Source organism: Sphingomonas sp. (genome assembly GCF_036387595.1).
Taxonomy (GTDB): domain Bacteria; phylum Pseudomonadota; class Alphaproteobacteria; order Sphingomonadales; family Sphingomonadaceae; genus Sphingomonas.
Map to the genome: position 1 here is coordinate 78,846 of NZ_DASVTL010000074.1, position 17,235 is coordinate 96,080.

General features: G+C 66.6%; 21 protein-coding genes. 11 read left to right on the top strand and 10 right to left on the bottom strand.

Going from position 1 to position 17,235, the window contains the following annotated elements; all coding sequences use genetic code 11:
• Nucleotides 1-412 precede the first annotated feature (412 nt).
• The 10 genes from VF643_RS07160 to hemE form a co-directional block, all read right to left on the bottom strand.
• On the bottom strand, nt 413-1,300 hold the full coding sequence (locus tag VF643_RS07160) for a ParB/RepB/Spo0J family partition protein (RefSeq protein WP_331042685.1): 888 nt from the start codon (nt 1,298-1,300) through the stop codon (nt 413-415).
• Entirely contained in the window at nt 1,297-2,076 is a 780-nt protein-coding gene (locus VF643_RS07165) for an AAA family ATPase (RefSeq protein WP_331042686.1), read from the bottom strand. Before VF643_RS07165 ends, VF643_RS07160 begins: the two co-directional genes overlap by 4 nt.
• On the bottom strand, nt 2,073-2,684 hold the full coding sequence (rsmG, locus tag VF643_RS07170) for a 16S rRNA (guanine(527)-N(7))-methyltransferase RsmG (RefSeq protein WP_331042687.1): 612 nt from the start codon (nt 2,682-2,684) through the stop codon (nt 2,073-2,075). The genes VF643_RS07165 and rsmG overlap by 4 nt, the downstream gene beginning before the upstream one ends.
• Entirely contained in the window at nt 2,681-4,510 is a 1,830-nt protein-coding gene (mnmG, locus tag VF643_RS07175; protein WP_331042688.1) for a tRNA uridine-5-carboxymethylaminomethyl(34) synthesis enzyme MnmG, read from the bottom strand. Before mnmG ends, rsmG begins: the two co-directional genes overlap by 4 nt.
• 55 nt (nt 4,511-4,565) lie before the next feature.
• Entirely contained in the window at nt 4,566-5,846 is a 1,281-nt protein-coding gene (gene mnmE, locus VF643_RS07180; protein WP_331042689.1) for a tRNA uridine-5-carboxymethylaminomethyl(34) synthesis GTPase MnmE, read from the bottom strand.
• 4 nt (nt 5,847-5,850) lie between these two features.
• The gene (locus tag VF643_RS07185; RefSeq protein ID WP_331042690.1) at nt 5,851-6,078 is read right to left on the bottom strand and encodes a DUF6489 family protein; all 228 of its coding nucleotides are present in this window, start codon (nt 6,076-6,078) and stop codon (nt 5,851-5,853) included.
• Between the two features lie 67 nt (nt 6,079-6,145).
• A complete protein-coding gene (locus VF643_RS07190; protein ID WP_331042691.1) occupies nt 6,146-6,877 on the bottom strand; it encodes a TerC family protein in 732 nt (243 codons plus the stop codon).
• 104 nt (nt 6,878-6,981) lie between these two features.
• The gene (gene rho / locus VF643_RS07195) at nt 6,982-8,238 is read right to left on the bottom strand and encodes a transcription termination factor Rho (RefSeq protein WP_331042692.1); all 1,257 of its coding nucleotides are present in this window, start codon (nt 8,236-8,238) and stop codon (nt 6,982-6,984) included.
• A 192-nt stretch (nt 8,239-8,430) separates the two neighbouring features.
• On the bottom strand, nt 8,431-8,877 hold the full coding sequence (locus VF643_RS07200) for a CopD family protein (protein ID WP_331042693.1): 447 nt from the start codon (nt 8,875-8,877) through the stop codon (nt 8,431-8,433).
• A gap of 4 nt (nt 8,878-8,881) precedes the next feature.
• A complete protein-coding gene (gene hemE, locus VF643_RS07205) occupies nt 8,882-9,898 on the bottom strand; it encodes a uroporphyrinogen decarboxylase (RefSeq protein ID WP_331042694.1) in 1,017 nt (338 codons plus the stop codon).
• A 319-nt stretch (nt 9,899-10,217) separates the two neighbouring features.
• Here hemE and VF643_RS07210 point away from each other — a divergent pair, with 319 nt between their 5' ends.
• From VF643_RS07210 to VF643_RS07260, 11 genes are all read left to right on the top strand, one after another.
• Nucleotides 10,218-11,036, top strand: coding sequence for a pyruvate, water dikinase regulatory protein (locus VF643_RS07210; RefSeq protein WP_331042695.1), 819 nt, complete (start codon nt 10,218-10,220; stop codon nt 11,034-11,036).
• Nucleotides 11,033-11,620: a nucleoside triphosphate pyrophosphatase gene (locus tag VF643_RS07215; RefSeq protein ID WP_331042696.1), complete on the top strand. Its 588-nt coding sequence runs from the start codon at nt 11,033-11,035 to the stop codon at nt 11,618-11,620. The genes VF643_RS07210 and VF643_RS07215 overlap by 4 nt, the downstream gene beginning before the upstream one ends.
• Complete coding sequence (locus tag VF643_RS07220) at nt 11,617-12,423, top strand: shikimate dehydrogenase (protein WP_331042697.1); 807 nt, start codon at nt 11,617-11,619, stop codon at nt 12,421-12,423. The genes VF643_RS07215 and VF643_RS07220 overlap by 4 nt, the downstream gene beginning before the upstream one ends.
• A gap of 10 nt (nt 12,424-12,433) precedes the next feature.
• A complete protein-coding gene (gene coaE / locus VF643_RS07225; RefSeq protein WP_331042698.1) occupies nt 12,434-13,027 on the top strand; it encodes a dephospho-CoA kinase in 594 nt (197 codons plus the stop codon).
• 7 nt (nt 13,028-13,034) lie between these two features.
• On the top strand, nt 13,035-13,736 hold the full coding sequence (gene dnaQ / locus VF643_RS07230) for a DNA polymerase III subunit epsilon (RefSeq protein ID WP_331042699.1): 702 nt from the start codon (nt 13,035-13,037) through the stop codon (nt 13,734-13,736).
• Nucleotides 13,737-13,791: 55 nt separating this feature from the next.
• Nucleotides 13,792-14,403 carry a ribosome hibernation-promoting factor, HPF/YfiA family gene (gene hpf, locus VF643_RS07235; protein WP_331042700.1) on the top strand — a complete coding sequence of 204 codons (612 nt, stop codon included), beginning with the start codon at nt 13,792-13,794 and terminating at the stop codon, nt 14,401-14,403.
• Between the two features lie 70 nt (nt 14,404-14,473).
• Nucleotides 14,474-14,941, top strand: coding sequence for a PTS sugar transporter subunit IIA (locus VF643_RS07240; protein WP_331042701.1), 468 nt, complete (start codon nt 14,474-14,476; stop codon nt 14,939-14,941).
• The gene (locus tag VF643_RS07245) at nt 14,931-15,410 is read left to right on the top strand and encodes a PaaI family thioesterase (RefSeq protein ID WP_331042702.1); all 480 of its coding nucleotides are present in this window, start codon (nt 14,931-14,933) and stop codon (nt 15,408-15,410) included. The genes VF643_RS07240 and VF643_RS07245 overlap by 11 nt, the downstream gene beginning before the upstream one ends.
• Nucleotides 15,407-15,733, top strand: a complete 327-nt coding sequence (locus tag VF643_RS07250) for a DUF1491 family protein (protein ID WP_331042703.1) — start codon at nt 15,407-15,409, stop codon at nt 15,731-15,733. The genes VF643_RS07245 and VF643_RS07250 overlap by 4 nt, the downstream gene beginning before the upstream one ends.
• Before the next feature lie 153 nt (nt 15,734-15,886).
• The gene (locus tag VF643_RS07255) at nt 15,887-16,531 is read left to right on the top strand and encodes a cell wall hydrolase (protein WP_331042704.1); all 645 of its coding nucleotides are present in this window, start codon (nt 15,887-15,889) and stop codon (nt 16,529-16,531) included.
• Between the two features lie 66 nt (nt 16,532-16,597).
• Nucleotides 16,598-17,092 (top strand): MmcB family DNA repair protein, encoded by a 495-nt coding sequence (locus tag VF643_RS07260; protein ID WP_331042705.1) that lies wholly within the window; start codon nt 16,598-16,600, stop codon nt 17,090-17,092.
• The last annotated feature ends 143 nt before the right edge of the window (nt 17,093-17,235 follow it).

Sequence of the window (17,235 nt, forward strand, 5' to 3'; positions counted from 1 at the left end):
GGAGGCGCGGAGCACGCGGAGGTGTTTTGCTTCGAGGCAGCGTCTCGCATCCGCAATGGCGGTCAGGTCGGGAGTAGCGTTGCTGCTCGGCAAGCTCGTCCCGAGCGCGACACCTCCGCGTCTCCGCGCGAACACGATCGTCTTCGCAAATCCTGCTGCTTGCCAGCGGGTCATATGCGATCGCCTGCCGTTACGGGGCTAGATCATGAGACATCAGCCTCCCCCACACCGTTCGTCCTGAGTAGCCACCGAGTAGCTGCGAAGCAGCGTATCGAGAGGGCGTATCGAAGGACGGGGGATTCGCGTCCCAACGGTGCTTCGATACGAGCCCTCGATACGCCGCTTGCGCGGCTACTCGGTCTCTACTCAGCACGAACGGGTAAAGGTGACGTCATCATGCCCCAGCGCGTATCTAGATGTCCTCGCCGGTCAGGCGCTGGCACACCATGTCGAGCTGATCGAGCGTGCTGTAGCCGAGCGTCAGCGTGCCGCCCTTGTCCGAATAGGCGATGCGCACCGACAGGCCCAGAAGATCGGCCAATTGGCGTTCGAGCGCGGCGATGTCGGCATCGGGGCCTTTGCGCGGTGCATCGCCGTCGCGGTTGCGCTCCGGCTTGGCATCGCGCGCCAGCCTTTCGGCATCGCGCACCGACAGATTGCGGTCGATGATGCGATCGGCGAGCAGCTCGATATCGCGGGCGCCGAGCAAGGCGCGGGCGTGGCCCATCGTGAGCCTGCCTTCGATGACGTGCTGCTGCACCGGCGCGGGCAGTTCGAGCAGCCGCAGCAGATTGGCGATGTGACTGCGCGATTTGTGGACGATCTTCGCCAGGGCATCCTGGGTATGGCCATAATCGCCTGCGAGGCGCTGATAGGCCTGCGCCTCCTCGATGGCGTTCAGATCCTGGCGCTGGATATTCTCGACGAGCGCGATCTCCAGCGTCTCGGCGTCGCTGAAGTCGCGGACGACGACGGGGACTTCGTGCAGGTGCGCGCGCTGCGCCGCCCGCCAGCGACGCTCGCCAGCGACGATCTGATAGCCGTGGGCATGGGGGCGAACGACGATCGGCTGGATGACCCCGCGTGCGGCGATCGAGCCGGCCAGTTCGTCGAGCATCGCGTCATCGAAGTGGCGACGCGGCTGATCGGGGTGCGGCGCGAGCGATTCGATCGGCAGCACGCGCACGCCCTGCGCCGAGGCTTCGCCCGGTGTCACCGGTGCCTCGCGCGCGATCTCTCCCAACAGCGCGTTGAGGCCCCTGCCCAGCCCGCCCGGCCGGCTTCTCTTGATGTCGCTCATGCTGCCTGGGCTGCCTTGGGCAAGCGCCCGATCATCTCGCGGGCGAGCGCGATATACGCCTCCGACCCGGCGCAGCGATGATCGTAGATCAGCGCGGGTAACCCGTGGCTGGGGGCTTCGGAGAGGCGGACATTGCGGGGGATGACCGTGTCGAACACGACCCGGCCCAGCACCGCGCGGACATCGGCCGACACCTGATCGGTCAGGCGATTGCGGCGATCGAACATGGTGAGCGCGACGCCGATGATCGACAGGCCCGGATTGAAGCGGCTACGGATGCGCTCGACGGTGCTGAGGAGTTGCGAAAGCCCCTCCAGCGCGAAGAATTCGCATTGCAGCGGCACGAGGAGGCAATCGGCCGCGACCATGGCGTTGATCGTGAGCAGGCCGAGCGAGGGTGGACAGTCGATGAGCGTGATGTCCCACCGGCGGCCCGAATCCTGAAATGCCCGATCGAGCCGGTGGGTACGCGCCTCATAGTCGATCAGTTCGATCTCGGCCCCCGACAAGTCCACCGTAGCCGGGACGACATCGAGACGGGGTACGCAGCTGGGGATCGCAGCCTCAGCGATCGTCGCAGAACCCAGGAGCACATCGTAGCTCGACTTCGTGCGCTGCGACGGCTTGATGCCCAAGCCGGTAGAGGCATTACCCTGCGGATCGAGATCGAGCAGCAGCACCGACATGCCCGTCGCCGCGAGCGCAGTGGCGAGATTGATCGCGCTCGTGGTCTTGCCGACCCCGCCCTTTTGATTGGCGATGGCGATGCACGTCATCGCACACGACCCTTCATGACGAGAATCGTCGATTGTGGATCGGTGATGCTGTGTTCCACGTGAAACATCGAGGGGTTCAGTTTTGCCAGAGAGGCCTGATCGCGCTCGGCAGCACTGCCGCGCGGCAGCAACCAGGTCGTGTCAGCCTTGGCGCAGTGACCCGCCGCTTGCAAAAGGTTTTCGACGGAAGCGACCGCGCGTGCGGAAATCACGTCTGCGGTTTGATCGACCATTTCGATTCTTGCCTGCACGACGCTGGCTTTTGGGAGGTCGAGCGCATCGACGCACGCGTCCAGAAAAGCCGCACGCTTGCGGCGCGGCTCGACCATGACGACGGTCCGCTCCGGCGCGAGAAGGGCGATGACCATCCCGGGGAATCCGCCCCCCGTGCCGATGTCGATCCACGACTGCCAACCGGCATGGACCAGCCCGAGCAGTTGGGCCGAATCGGCGGCGTGACGGGACCAGATCGCATTGACCGAGGCAGGCGAGACCAAATTCTGTCGGGTGTTCTCGGCGATGACGAGATCGAGAAACGCGGCAATCCGCTCGGCGGCGTCGGTGCCATGACGGCCCGCGATCCAGCCCCGCGCCGCCTCCTCGTTCACGCGGCGAGACGCTTAGTGTGGAGGAGCACGGCCGACAAGGCGGCGGGCGTAATGCCGCGAATACGTCCGGCAGCGGCCAGCGACGCCGGCCGGGCGGCGGTGAGGCGCGCGACCATCTCGGTCGAGAGGCCGGGCACCGCGGCGAAATCGAGCGCCTCGGGCAGCAGCACCGCCTCGCCCGCGCGCAGGCGAAGAACCTCCTCCGCCTGGCGCTCCAGATACGGGGCGTAGCGCGCATCCTCCAGCACTTCTGCGACGACGCTAGGATCGTGTGCCGCCGTGTCGGGCAACACCGCGGTGAGCGACACACCGTCGTCGCGGAGCCAGTCGAACAGCGATCGCCGCGAGCCGTCCTGGCTCACCCGTCCCCCTGTCGCGGCGATCTGAGAAGCGCTGACGACCGGTTCGAGGCGCTCGCGAAAAGCGCTGCGATCGGTGTCGCGGCGATCCTGATACACCTGCCTGGCTTTCCCCAAGCAACCGATCGCACGCGCTGTGGCGCCGAGGCGGGTTTCGGCGTTGTCGGCACGCAGCGCGAGCCGAAATTCGGCGCGCGCGGTCAACATGCGATATGGTTCGGTCACCCCCTGCAACGTGAGATCGTCGATCATCACGCCGATGTAGCTGGAGGCGCGGTCCAGCACCACGGGCGCCTTGCCGCGAACCTTCGCCGCCGCATTGAGGCCGGCGATCAGCCCCTGCCCCGCCGCCTCCTCATAGCCGGTCGTGCCGTTGATCTGGCCCGCACAGAAGAGGTTCTCGATCGCACGCGATTCCAGCGTGGCGTCCAAGGCGCGCGGATCGAGATAATCATATTCGACCGCATAGCCGGGCACAGCCATGCGGACGCGTGCGAAGCCGGGGATTGTTTCGAGCAGCGCCTGCTGCGCGTCGGTCGGCAGCGAAGTCGACAACCCATTGGGGTAGATCAGGTGCGTGTCGAGTCCCTCGGGTTCGAGGAACAATTGGTGCGATGAACGATCCGCAAAACGGTGGATCTTGTCCTCCACCGATGGGCAATAGCGCGGCCCGGAGGCTTCGATCGCGCCCGAGAACATCGGCGATCGGGACAGATTGGCGCGGATGACATCGTGCGTCGCCTCGGTGGTGCGGGTGATCGCGCAGGCGAGTTGCGGCAACGTTCGCTCTGACGTCATCGACGACATCGTCCAGGGCTCTTCGTCCGAAGGCTGCATTTCGAGCTGCGCCCAGTCGATCGTCCGGCCATCGAGACGCGGCGGCGTTCCCGTCTTGAGCCGCGCCACCGGCAAGGCGCGTGCGCGCAATTGCGCGGCAAGGCGGGTGGCGCCGCCCTCTCCCTGGCGCCCGCCGACGGCGCGCTCCTCGCCGCGGAACATCGTGCCGCCGAGGAACGTGCCGGTGGCAAGCACCACGCAGCGCGCGACGATGCGCGTATCGTCGGCAAGGCACACGCCGGAGACCGCGTCCCCCGCGAACAGCAACTCCACGACCTCGCCTTCGATGATCGTGATGCCCAGATCGCCTAGCCCAGCCTGGATCGCTGTACGATAGCGCTGCCGATCCGCTTGCACCCGCGGTCCGCGAACCGCCGAGCCGCGGCTGCGGTTGAGCATGCGGTAGTGGATAGCTGCGGCATCGGCGGCGCGCGCCATCATGCCGTCCATCGCATCGACCTCGCGGACGATATGGCCCTTCCCCAAACCGCCGATGGACGGGTTGCAGGACATCGCGCCGATTCCGGATTGGTCGATTGCCACCAGCGCCACGCGGACGCCGCATCGTGCGGCAGCAGCCGCAGCTTCGGTGCCAGCGTGGCCACCGCCGATCACGAGAACGTCGAACATCGCCGCCTGCTACAGAATCGCCGGCCTGTTCGTCAAAGATGTTCCACGTGAAACATCACTTCCCTAAGCAGAACCGGCCGAAGAGCGCGTCGAGCATCGCCTCCGTCGCGTCGATTCCGAGCAGCTGGGACAATATACGGCGCGCGTGCGCCAAGTTCTCCGCGACGATCAGAGGGTCTCGCGTGACGCCGCCGAGTGCCGCCGCAGCCGCTTCGCAACGGCGGCGCTGATGTTCGTGCATCGCCGGAACGTCATCGCTGGTCGCCAACAAGGCCTTCGCGCGCGCCGTTACCAGTTGCCACAGGGCCGCGATAGTTTCCGGTTCGCGTGCGGAGATGGCGATGTCCGCCGTGTGCGGTGTCTCCCGCCGCCCGTGTTCGTCACGGCGGGCGTGGACGCGGATGGCATCGTTCCTCGGCGGTGAATCGTCGCCCAGCCACAAAAGCACGTCAGCGCTCAGCAGCGCATCGCGCGCGCGATCGACCCCGATCGCTTCAACGGGATCGTTCGTCTCGATCAAGCCGGCGGTGTCGATCAGGACGACCGGCAGCCCGGCGCGAACGACCGGCGCCTCGATACGGTCGCGCGTGGTGCCCGAGATGGGGGAGACGATCGCGGCGTCGCGCTCGGCGAGCAGGTTGAGCAACGTCGACTTCCCCGCATTCGGCGGCCCCGCGATGACGATCCGGATGCCGTCTCGCAGACGCTCGACAGAGGGTGCGGCGAGCGCTGCCACGATCGCACTCCTCAGCTTCGCCATGTCCGCGATTATGGCGTCGATCACGTCGGCATCATCCGCCACGTCCGCCTCCTCCGCATAGTCGAGCAGCACTTCGACCCGCGCGGAAAGCAGTGCGACGGCATCGAGCCAGTCGCGGGTGCGTGCGCTCAGCCTCCCCTCCGCGGCGGCCATGGCGGCGATACGTTGCGCCTCGGTTTCGGCGGAAAGCAGGTCGGCCAGCCCCTCCGCTTCGAGCAGGTCTATGCGACCGTTTTCCAGCGCCCGCCGCGTGAACTCCCCCGGCTCGGCGAGGCGCAGCCCGGGTTGTGCTGCGAGAGCACGCTCGACGGCGGCGACCACGGCGCGGCCGCCGTGACAGTGAAATTCGACCAGGTCTTCGCCCGTCGCGCTGGCGGGTCCGGGAAAGCAGAGGACGAGCGCCGAGTCGAGCATGCGGCCCTCCCCGTCGTGCAGCGAACGCAGCGATGCCCGGCGGGGTCTTGGCAGCGTCCCGGCCAACTTCGTCGCGGCGATGAACGCCTGCGGTCCACTGCACCGGATCACCGCGATCGCGGCGGGCGGGCGGCCGCTGGATACCGCGAAGATCGTCGCCATGGCCTCAGCCTGGCTTGCCCGCGTCGAACAGCCGCCGCCACATCGCCATCCCCGCCTCGCCCATCGGCGCCCAGTTGCGCATCATCGATTCGAGCAGTTCGGGCTTGATCCCGCTTTCCATCGTTTCCGTCATCATCGCGACGTAGCGATCGTGAACCGGCGTAAGGTCGGGAAGACCCATCGCGCGACGTGCCTCTTCCGGGGTGCAATCGACCTCGATCGTGACCTTCATCGTCTTCTTCCCCCGTGCCGCGTGGCGCACCACCATAGCGCGCCCGCGGCTCAGCGGCAAAGGCTGGTCAGAAGAGCGTTGCGACGCCGACCGAAGGATCAATGATGCCCTCATAGATCATCTTGCCCGCGACATAGACGATGACGAGCAGCCCGACATACGCGATCCAGCGATAGCGCTCGATATATTTGGCGATCAGATTGGCGGCGATCCCCATCAACGCGACCGAGAGCAGCAGGCCGATAATCAGGATGCCGGGATGGTCGCGCGCCGCGCCGGCGACCGCCAGCACGTTGTCGAGACTCATCGACACGTCGGCGACGGCCACCGCCCAGGCGGCGGCGGCGAAGCTCTTGGCGGGGCGGACCCCGTCGATGCCTTCGTCCGCGCGCGGGCCAGACTCGCGCAGTTCGCGCCACATCTTCCATGCGACCCAGATCAGCAGCAGCCCGCCCGCGAAGATCAGTCCGACGATCCCGAGCAGCCAGCTGACCGCGAGCGCAAAGATGATCCGTAGCACGAGCGCCGCGATGATCCCGATCAGGATCACCTTCTTGCGCTGCGCCACCGGCAGTCCGGCCGCCAGCGCACCGACGACGATCGCATTGTCGCCCGCCAGCACGATGTCGATCATCAGCACCTGCACGAAAGCGGCGAGTGCAGCAGGCGAACCGATGTTCGAAAAATCGGCGACGATATGCTGCCAGATATCGCCGAACGATCCTGGACCCGAGGCAGCGGCGGCTGCGAGCGTGGCTATGATGGTCACGTCAAGTGCTCCCGTTATGCAATCGGCCATAGCCTGTCATCGCGTCGCGGCAAAGCCGCGCCGTCGGTCGCGGTCGAGCCCCGCGGGCCAAGCCGATGCGAGTCCTGCCGCAGCGTGCGGCAGGCCGCATTCAGCTACTGGTTCATCGAATCAAAGAAATCGTCGTTGGTCTTGGAATTCTTCATCTTGTCGAGCAGGAATTCCATCGAATCGATCGTGCCCATCTGCATGAGGATGCGGCGAAGCACCCACATCTTGCTGAGCTTGTCCTTCTCGACCAGCAACTCTTCCTTGCGGGTGCCGCTCTTGCCGACGTCGAGTGCTGGGAAGATACGCTTGTCCGCCACCTTGCGATCGAGGACGATCTCGGAATTGCCGGTGCCCTTGAATTCCTCGAAGATCACCTCGTCCATGCGGCTGCCGGTGTCGATCAGCGCGGTGGCGATGATCGAGAGCGAGCCGCCCTCCTCGATGTTGCGCGCCGCACCGAAGAAGCGCTTCGGCCGCTGAAGCGCATTGGCGTCGACGCCGCCGGTCAGCACCTTGCCCGAGGACGGCACGACGGTGTTGTAGGCGCGGCCCAGGCGGGTGATCGAATCGAGCAGGATGACGACGTCGCGCTTGTGCTCGACCAGGCGCTTGGCCTTTTCGATGACCATCTCGGCAACCTGGACGTGGCGCTGCGCAGGCTCGTCGAAGGTCGAGCTGACCACCTCGCCCTTCACGCTGCGCTGCATGTCGGTGACTTCCTCGGGGCGCTCGTCGATCAGCAGCACGATCAGGAACACCTCGGGATGGTTGTCGGTGATCGCCTTGGCCATGTTCTGGAGCATGACCGTCTTGCCGACACGCGGCGGCGCGACGATCAGCGTGCGCTGGCCCTTGCCCTGCGGGCTGACGATGTCGATGACGCGCGCCGACTTGTCCTTGACGGTCGGGTCGGCGGGATCGAGCGTCAGCTTGCGCTCCGGATAGAGCGGGGTCAGATTGTCGAAATTGACGCGGTGGCGCACCACGTCGGGATCGTCGAAATTGACCGCGGTCAGCTTCACCAGCGCGAAATAGCGTTCGCCGTCCTTCGGCCCGCGAATCTCGCCCTCAACGGTGTCGCCGGTGCGCAGGCCGTGTTTGCGGACCTGGTTGGGGGATACGTAGATATCGTCCGGCCCCGCCAGATAGTTCGATTCCGGTGAGCGCAGGAAGCCGAAGCCGTCCTGAAGCACCTCGATCGTGCCCAGCCCCATGATGAGGTCGCCATTTTCGGCCTGTACCTTGAGGATCGCGAAGAGCAGATCCTGTTTGCGCAGGGTCGAGGCACCCTCGACGCCGAGTTCCTCGGCCATGCTGACCAGTTCGGCCGGCGTCTTCTTCTTGAGGTCTTTGAGATGCATCAGATTTCCGGGCATTGACGAGCGACGGACGGCGAGGACTCGCGGCGTTACGAAGCTGGCGCGCGCACGACAGGACGTCGCCGCGGGTGATGCGGCGGTAGAATTGGGTTGAGCGCAAGTCAAGCAGTCACGACTGACGCCCCGGCTAGGGTCAGCCCTTAACCCGTTCGCTCAGGGCGACGGGAGGACGTGCTAAAACGGCTTCACGATCGCCAGCACCACGATCACGGCGGTCGCAAGGCCAGGCACCTCGTTCAGCAGCCGCAATTGCTTGCCGGTCAGCGTCGGCCGGTTGCCGGCGAGCTTCCTGGCATAGCCCACCATCCAGCCATGATAGCCCGTCAGGCCCAGAACGAAGAGCAGCTTGAGGTGAAGCCACCCTTCTGCCCAATGCTGCCCCACGGTCGCCAGCGTCAGCCCTAGCACCCAGACGACGATCATCGCCGGCGTCAGGATGATGTGCCGCAGCTTGCCCTCGCGCACCACCCACAGCGCGGCTTCCTCGGTACGGCCGGCGGCAAGCGCCTCCTGATGATAGACGAGGTAGCGCGGGAGCATGAACAGGCCCGCCATCCAGAAGATGACGAAGATCAGATGCGCGGCGACGATCCAGCTGTAGGACAAGGCGAGATACTCCATGCGTCTATCCCCGCACCTGGGCGATCAGCGCCTCGACATGCGCGATCGGCGTGTCGGGCAGGATGCCGTGCCCCAGATTGAAGACATGGGGGCGATCCGCGAAGGCGGCAAGGATACGGGCGGTGGCGCTGCGCAGCGTCTCGCCCCCGGCGATGAGCGCCAGTGGATCGAGGTTGCCCTGGACCGGCATGTCGGCTGGCAGATTGGCATGCGCCCATTCGGGATCGACGGTTTCGTCCACGCCGAGCGCATCGACGCCGGTTTCTCGCGCATAGGCGGGCAGCTTGCCGCCCGCGCCCTTGGGAAAGCCGATGATCGGCACGCCGGGACAGCGGGCGCGCAGCCCCGCGACGATCGCGGCGTTGGGAGCGACGACCCAGCGTTCGAACTGCGCCGGGCTGAGCGATCCGGCCCAGCTGTCGAACAATTGCACCGCCTCGACCCCAGCGGCGATCTGGCCGGCGAGATAGTCGATCGTCATCACGGCGATCGCGTCGATGATCTCGGCGAAGGCGGCGGGATCGCGGTAGGCGGAGCGGCGGGTCTCACCCTGGTCCTTGGAACCGCGCCCCGCGACCATATAGGTCGCGACGGTCCAGGGTGACCCTGCAAAGCCCAGGAATGTGGTCTCGCCAGGCAGGGACGCGGACACCCGGGCACATGTCGCATACACCGGATCGAGCCGCGCGGGCACGCGCGCGAGCGAGGCCAGCGCGGCATCGACCAGCGGTGGTTCGAGACGCGGGCCTTCGCCGATGCCAAAGCTCAAGTCCTGCCCCAGCGCCCAGGGTACGATCAAGATGTCGGAGAAGAGGATGGCGCCATCGAAGCCGAACCGGCGGATCGGTTGCAGCGTCACCTCCGCGGCGCTTTGCGGGTCCATCGCCAGCGCGAGGAAGCCACCCTTATCCGCCCGCAGCGCGCGGTATTCCGGCAGGTAGCGCCCGGCCTGACGCATCAGCCACAGCGGCGGCACGGCCTGACGCTCGCCCCGCAGCGTGGCGAGCAGCGGCTTGGTCACGGGAACGGTCAGGAGCCTGCTCCTTCTTCAATAGAGAAGAATCTGAAAAGATTGTGGTAGGTAGTGAGCACGTGGGTCGTGGGGCTTATGCGGATGTGCCGATAATGCCAACAGCTTGACCATGCGCGAAGCACGCGGCTACGCCGATTCCGGATCGGCGATCCTCGTTATCCACACGCTGTGCAACGAAAGCGGATCTGTGCACGGGTTTGTGGATATGTCTTCGACTGTCCACCGTTGTCGGCTCGCTTTGCGGCTGATCCAGGTTGCGCTAGCCTTTGCCACCATGTTGTCCACAGATCGTTGCCGGAGGTTGTAGATGCGGCGTCTTCATGTCCATCTTCTGTCCGACTCCACCGGCGAGACGCTGGAGAATATCGCCAAGGCGGCGCTTGCGCAGTTCGACGAGGTGGAGACGGTCCGCCACTTCTGGCCGATGGTCAGGACCGAAGCCCATCTGGAACGCATCCTTCAGGAGGTCGCCCAGAAGCCGGGGCTGGTGATCTACACGCTGGTCAACGTCACGACGCGGCGTATCCTGGAACAGCGGTGTGCGGCGCTCGGCCTGCCCGCGGTCGCGCCTCTGGACTCGGTCAACGATGCACTGTCGGCGCTGCTGGGCCAGACCGCGAAGGCGCGGCCGGGGCGGCAGCATGTCCTCGACGCCGCCTATTTCGCGCGGGTGGACGCGATCCAGTTCACGATCGCACACGACGATGGCACCGCGTGGGAGGAATGGGAGGAGGCCGACATCGTGCTGGCGGGGGTGAGCCGATCGTCCAAGACGCCGACGTCGATCTATCTGGCCAATCGCGGGTTCAAGACCGCCAACATCCCGATCGTCGTCGAAAGCCCGCCGCCGGCCGCCCTGTTTCAACTAAAGAACCCGCTCGTCGTCGGGCTGACGACCAGCGCCGACCGGCTGATTGCGATCCGGCGCAACCGGCTGCTGTCGCTGAACCAGGCGCCCGATACCCGCTATGTCGAGGAGGAGGCGGTGGTGCGCGAACTGGCGTTCGCGCGGCGGATGTTCGCGGACAACGGCTGGCCGGTGATCGACGTGACAAGGCGCTCGATCGAGGAAACCGCCGCCGCGATCATCGCGCTGGTCAACGATGATCGGGGATCGGAAGCATGATCGTGCTGGCCTCGCAAAGCGCATCGCGGCGGGCGATGCTGGCGGCGGCGGGGGTGTCGTTCGAGGCGCAGGCGGCGGGCGTCGACGAGGATGCGGCCAAGAATGCGCTTGCCGGCCTCAGCGCGCGCGATCTGGCGGATGCGCTGGCGGAGTTGAAGGCGGTGAAGGTATCCATGCGGCGGCCCGAGATGCTGGTGCTGGGTTCGGATTCGGTCGTCGTGCTTGCCGACGGGACGCTGCTCGACAAGCCCGTCGATCGCGCGGAGGCGGCGCGGCACCTGACCGCAATATCGGGCGCGACCCACGACCTGTGGAGTGCAGCGGTTATCGCCGAGGGTGGACGTGCGGCGTGGCGGCATGTCGAGCGGGCGCGGATGCGCGTGCGGACGCTGTCCCCGGCGTTCATCGAGACGTATCTGGACGCCGAGTGGCCAGCCATCGCAGGATGCGTCGGCTGTTATCGGATCGAGGGTCCGGGAGCGCAATTGTTCGATTCGATCGAGGGAAGCCAGTTCACCGTGCTCGGGCTGCCGCTGCTGCCGGTGCTCGGCTATCTGCGCACCCGCGGGGAGCTGCTCGCATGATGTATGCCGACGTCATCGGCGATCCGATCGCGCATTCCAAATCGCCGCTCATCCACGGCTTCTGGCTCGATGCGACAGGCGTGGCCGGCGACTATCGCAAGGTCCGCGTGACCGCGGCCGATCTGGGCGTCTATTTCGCCGAGCGTCGCGCCGACCCGAACTGGCGCGGGTGCAACGTCACCGTTCCCCACAAGGTGGCGGTGCTCGATCACGTCGAGGACCGGGGCGACCTGCGCGGTTCGATCGGGGCGGCCAATCTGGTGTTGCGCGCCGAAGACGGGGCGTTGATCGGCATCAACACCGACGTCGCGGGCTTCTACGCGCCGATCGCCGGACTCGAGCTGGAAGGACGGCCGGTGACCGTGATCGGGGCGGGGGGCGCGGCGCGCGCGATCCTCTTCGCGCTGGCACGGGTCGGCGCGGGTCCGGTGACCTTGCTCAATCGCAGTCCGCTGAAGGGTGCTGCGCTGCTGGCGGCTTTCGGATTGAAGGGCCGCGCGCTGCCGCTGGATGCCGCGATTCCTCCCAGCGCGCTGGTGGTCAACGCGACGACGCTGGGGATGGTCGGACAGCCGCCGCTGATGGTCGACCTGTCGGGGCTGGACGAGGATGCCGTGGTGTACGACGTGGTCTATGCGCCGGTCGAGACGCCGCTGCTGGCGCAGGCGCGCGGGCGGGGGCTGGACACGGTGGACGGGCTGGACATGCTGATCGGCCAGGCGGCAGTGGCGTTCGAACTGTTGTTCGGCGCGGCACCCCCGCGCGATCGTGACGACGAACTGCGCGCGCTGCTGCTCGCATGATGACGCTCGCATGGTGATCCTGGGCCTCACCGGCTCGATCGGGATGGGCAAGTCGACGGTGGCGGCGATGTTCGCCGATTCGGGCGTGCCGGTATTCGATGCCGACGCCGCGGTTCACCGGCTGCAGAGGCAGGGCGGGCGCCTGGTCGAGGCCATCGAGCGGGCGTTTCCGGGAACGACGGGTGCGAACGGGGTAGATCGGGCAAGGCTGGGCCAACGGGTGCTCGGCGACGACGCGGCGATGCGCGTGCTGGAGGCGATCGTCCATCCCGCCGTGGCGCAAGAGCGCGCCGCCTTTCTGTCCCGGCATGAGGCCGCGCCGCTGGTGGTGTTCGACGTGCCCTTGCTGTTCGAAACCGGCGGCGACGGCAGGGTCGATGCGGTGGCGGTGGTGTCCGCGGCTGTCGACGTCCAGCGCGCCCGCGTCCTGGCGCGTGAGGGCATGACCGAAGCCAAGTTCGCCGCGATCCTGGCTCGCCAGACTCCCGATGCCGAAAAGCGTGCGCGTGCCCGCTTCGTCATCCCCACCGACGTACCGTTGGCGGAGACGCGTGCGGCCGTCGCGCGCGTGATCGCTTGCCTAGCGGGCGACGAAGGTCGATAACCACGCGATGCGCGAGATCGTGTTCGATACCGAGACGACCGGCTTCGACTTCAAATCGGGGGACCGGCTGGTCGAGATCGGCTGCGTCGAACTGGTCAACCGGGTCGAGACCGGGCGGACCTTCCACGCCTATTTCCATCCCGAGCGCGGCATGCCGGCGGAAGCGCAGGCGGTGCACGGCCTGACCGATGCGTTCCTTTCGGACAAGCCGCTGTTCGCGCATCGCATCGCCGATCTGCTTGCCTTCGTCGGCGACGATACGCCGCTGGTCGCGCACAATGCGACGTTCGATTTCGGTTTTCTCAACGGCGAGATCGCGCGGTGCGGTCACCCCGAAGTATGCCTTTCGCGGATGATCGACACGTTGCAGATCGCGCGGACTCGGCATCCCGGTGCCAAGCACAGCCTGGATGCGCTCTGCAACCGCTTCGGCGTGGATCGCAGCCACCGCGTCCAGCACGGCGCGCTGCTCGATGCCCAGTTGCTCGCGCAGGTCTATGTCGAGCTGATGGGCGGGCGGCAGATCGGACTGGGCCTGGTCAGCAGCAACGTCGCCGCCTTGGCTGCGGGGGCGGCGCACCGTATCGCACCGCCGCGAACCGTGCGGCCAGCGCGTCATTTTGCGGCGAGCGCGGGAGACTTGGCGCGGCATGCTGCGTTCATGAAGGGGATCGTTGATCCGATCTGGGGGGCCGAGGCGTCTGGCTGACGCAACCATCCGCGGAACGCCAACCGGCGCCGCGGCAAAATAGATGGAGACGAGAATGGATATCCGGATTTCAGGTCATCAGGTCGACACCGGCGATGCGCTCAAAGCCCATGTCACGGACCGGCTCCAGGGTATCGCCGACAAATATTTCGCCCGTGCCATTTCCGCCGAAGTTACGTTCGGCAAGGGACCGCACGACGCCGGTTTCCGGTGCGATATCGTCGCGCATGTCATGCGCGGACTGGTGCTCAAAGGCGGGCATGAGGCGCATGATGCACACCCCGCCTTCGATGCAGCCGCCGAAAAGATCGAAAAGCAGCTGCGCCGCTACATGCGTCGGCTGAAGGACCGTCACGCCGGAGAGGCGATCGCGATGGCCGAGGAAGGTGCCTATGACAATGCCGGCTATACCCTGTTCCAGGAGCCGGCGGGCGAGGACGAGGCGAGCGATGCGCCGCTGATCGTCGCCGAAACGCGGGTGGACGTTCCCGACGCCAGCGTCTCCGACGCGGTGATGATGCTCGACCTGCGCAATACCGCCGCGCTGCTGTTCCGCAACGCCGGCACGGGCGCATACAACATGGTCTATCGCCGGGGTGACGGCACGATCGGCTGGGTCGAGCCGCAACGCGGCGCAAGCCAGGGCGCGGGTGCGGCCTCCGGCTGACCTTTCGCGCGCGCGCGGTTGGGGCTAGAGCGCCGCCGCGCGCATCCGCGCGTGCGAGATTTCCACTGCCATGAACGACCTGAGCGACCTGCTGCGCCCCGACGGCGTCCTGACCGACGTGACCGCGCCATCGAAGAAGATGGTGTTCCAGCTGCTCGGCACGACCGCCGGGCCGCTGGTCGGTATCGAGCCGCGCGTGATCGCGGACCGGCTTGCCGACCGGGAGAAGCTGGGATCGACCGGCTTCGGCGGCGGTGTCGCCATCCCGCATGCCAAGTTCGACGGCCTGGCGCAGGTGACCGGGTTGTTCGTGCGGCTGGGGCAGGCGATCGACTTCCAGGCGGTCGACGACCTGCCCGTCGACCTGGTATTCGCCTTGCTTTCCCCGACTCAAGCGGGGGCCGACCATCTGAAGGCGCTTGCGCGGGTGTCGCGGCGGATGCGCGATCGGACGTTTCTGGCCAAGTTGCGCGGCGCGGGGTCGCCTGACGCATCCTATGCCTTGTTCGCGACCGATGAGGCGCGCGATGCCGCCTAAACTGCACGACACGGTGCGTGAGCGCGGCGACGGCGAAGCGGCGCATTTCCGCGCGCTGGAATCGCTCTATGCGCGCGCACCCATCAACGGCATCTTCGAATCGCGCCTCGAAATCGTCGCGGCTGGCGTCGCGCGCATCCATTTCGTACTCGATGAACGCCACTTCCACGCGGCGGGCGCCGTCCACGGCACGAGCTATTTCAAGATGCTGGACGATGCCGCCTTCTACGCGGCCAACAGCCTGGTGACCGATCGCTTCCTACTGACGACCGCGTTCAACCTGCTGTTCACGAAGCCGTTGCAGGCCGGTCCGGTCGTGGCGGAAGGGCGCTGGGTCAGCGGCAAACGGCGGGTGTTCGTCGCCGATGCGCGCCTGATCGACGCGGAGGGTGACGAGGCGGCCCGGGGAACGGGCACTTTCATGCGATCCCGGATCGGGTTGGCGGGTCTTCCCGGCTATGTCTCGTGAGCGACAGACTGCCCACCGGCATCCTGGTGTCGGCGTTGTTGCGACGGGTAAATGACAGCGGTGGCATGGCGGCCGTCGTGGCCAAGGGCAACGCGCAAGGAGGGGGTGTGCTGGTCGTCATCCTCGATCGCGCAGGGTCCGCGCGCGTCTTCGAGCGGGGAATCGGTCCTGCAGGACAGATCGCCCTGATCGAGTCGACACCGTCCGGCAGTGTCGATGATTACTGGCGTCGGCGGCGCGCGCGCGACCCGGACTTATGGGTGATCGAACTGGACAGCCCGCAGGCAGAACGCTTCGCCGCTGAAACGATGCTCGTTAATTGACTCGCAAACCCGCGCATTCAATCGGGGTTCATCGATGAAGAGCGTTGGGCCGGCCGGTGTGCGATACGGGTCGGTGACGCAGTCGGGGGGAAGCCCGGACGGACGGATTTAATCCGCCGTGTCCGTGATCTCACCGCATATGATTAGCCAAGAATGTCGTTTTTTTCTCGCGCTGCAACCTTTGCCGCGCTGACCCTGTCGCTTGCCGGCCTGCTCGCCACGAGCACGCCCGGCCTGGCTGCCGAGCTAGATCGTGCCGTCGTCGCACCGATCGCCCAGCCCGCCGAATCCGTTTCTTCCGACCAGTACCAGCAGAACACGCAAGCCCCGCTCGCGGTTCCCGATCTTCCGCTTGACGAGGCTATGAGCCTGGCCGAGCCGGCGGGTTTCGCCAGCCTCGCCGAGGCCGTTGCGGCGCAAAGCGATACCGCCGCCGAAGAGGCGCTACGCTGCCTGGCCGGCGCGATCTATTTCGAGGCGCAGGGTGAGCCGCTCGCGGGCCAGCTCGCCGTGGCCGAGGTCATCATCAACCGGTCGAAGTCCGGACGCTTTCCGTCGGACGTCTGCTCGGTCATCACCCAGCGCGGACAGTTCGGCTTCGTCCGCGGCGGCGCGATCCCCGCGATCGACGCGGCGCGGGCGGGCTGGAAGCGCGCGGTAGCGGTGGCCAAGGTCGCACTGGCCGATTCCTGGAACAGCCCGGCGTCGAATGCGCTATACTTCAACGCATCACGGCGTAGCCCCGGCGCGCGCATCGTCCGCGTGGCGGCCATCGGCAACCACGTCTTTTACCGCTAGTTCGGACCCTGGGGATATAGGGCGAGCGGGGTTGTCCCGTTCGCTGGATGTTCTATGGCGCGGCGGATGGTTGCCGCTCCATCCTCCTGCATAGACGCGCCCGGATCGCCGCTGTGCGCCGCCGACGTTTGCCGCGGCGTCACCCGGATGCTGCTGCGGCATGACATCGTGGCGGTTCCCGAAGTGTTGCTGGAGGGCGGACGCCGTGCCGACCTGATGGCGGTGGACGCGCGTGGACGACTGGTCATCGTCGAGATCAAGGTGTCGCGGGTCGATCTGCTCGGCGATGCGAAATGGCCGGACTATCTGGCGCATTGCGACCGTTATTATTGGGCAGTGCCCGGCGGGTTCGACCTCGCGCCGCTCGACACCCCGGCTTTCCTGCCAGCGCGTTCCGGCATCATCGTCGCCGATCGCTATGATGCGGAGATCGTCCGCGAAGCCGCCACCGTCGCGCTCCCCGCCCATGTGCGCAAACGCTGCACCCTTGCCCTGGCACGCCGGGCGGGGCGGCGGGTGATCGGGCTGACCGATCCCGACGCGCAGGGGGCGGCGTATTAGAGCGCGATGACTTGATACCGATCCGTTCGTCCTGAGGAGCCGCTGAGCGAAGTCGAAGCGGCGTCTCGAAGGACAGGTGAGACCCACTGTCCTTCGAGACGGTCCTTCGCCTGCGCTCAGTCCCTCCTCAGGACGAACGGAAG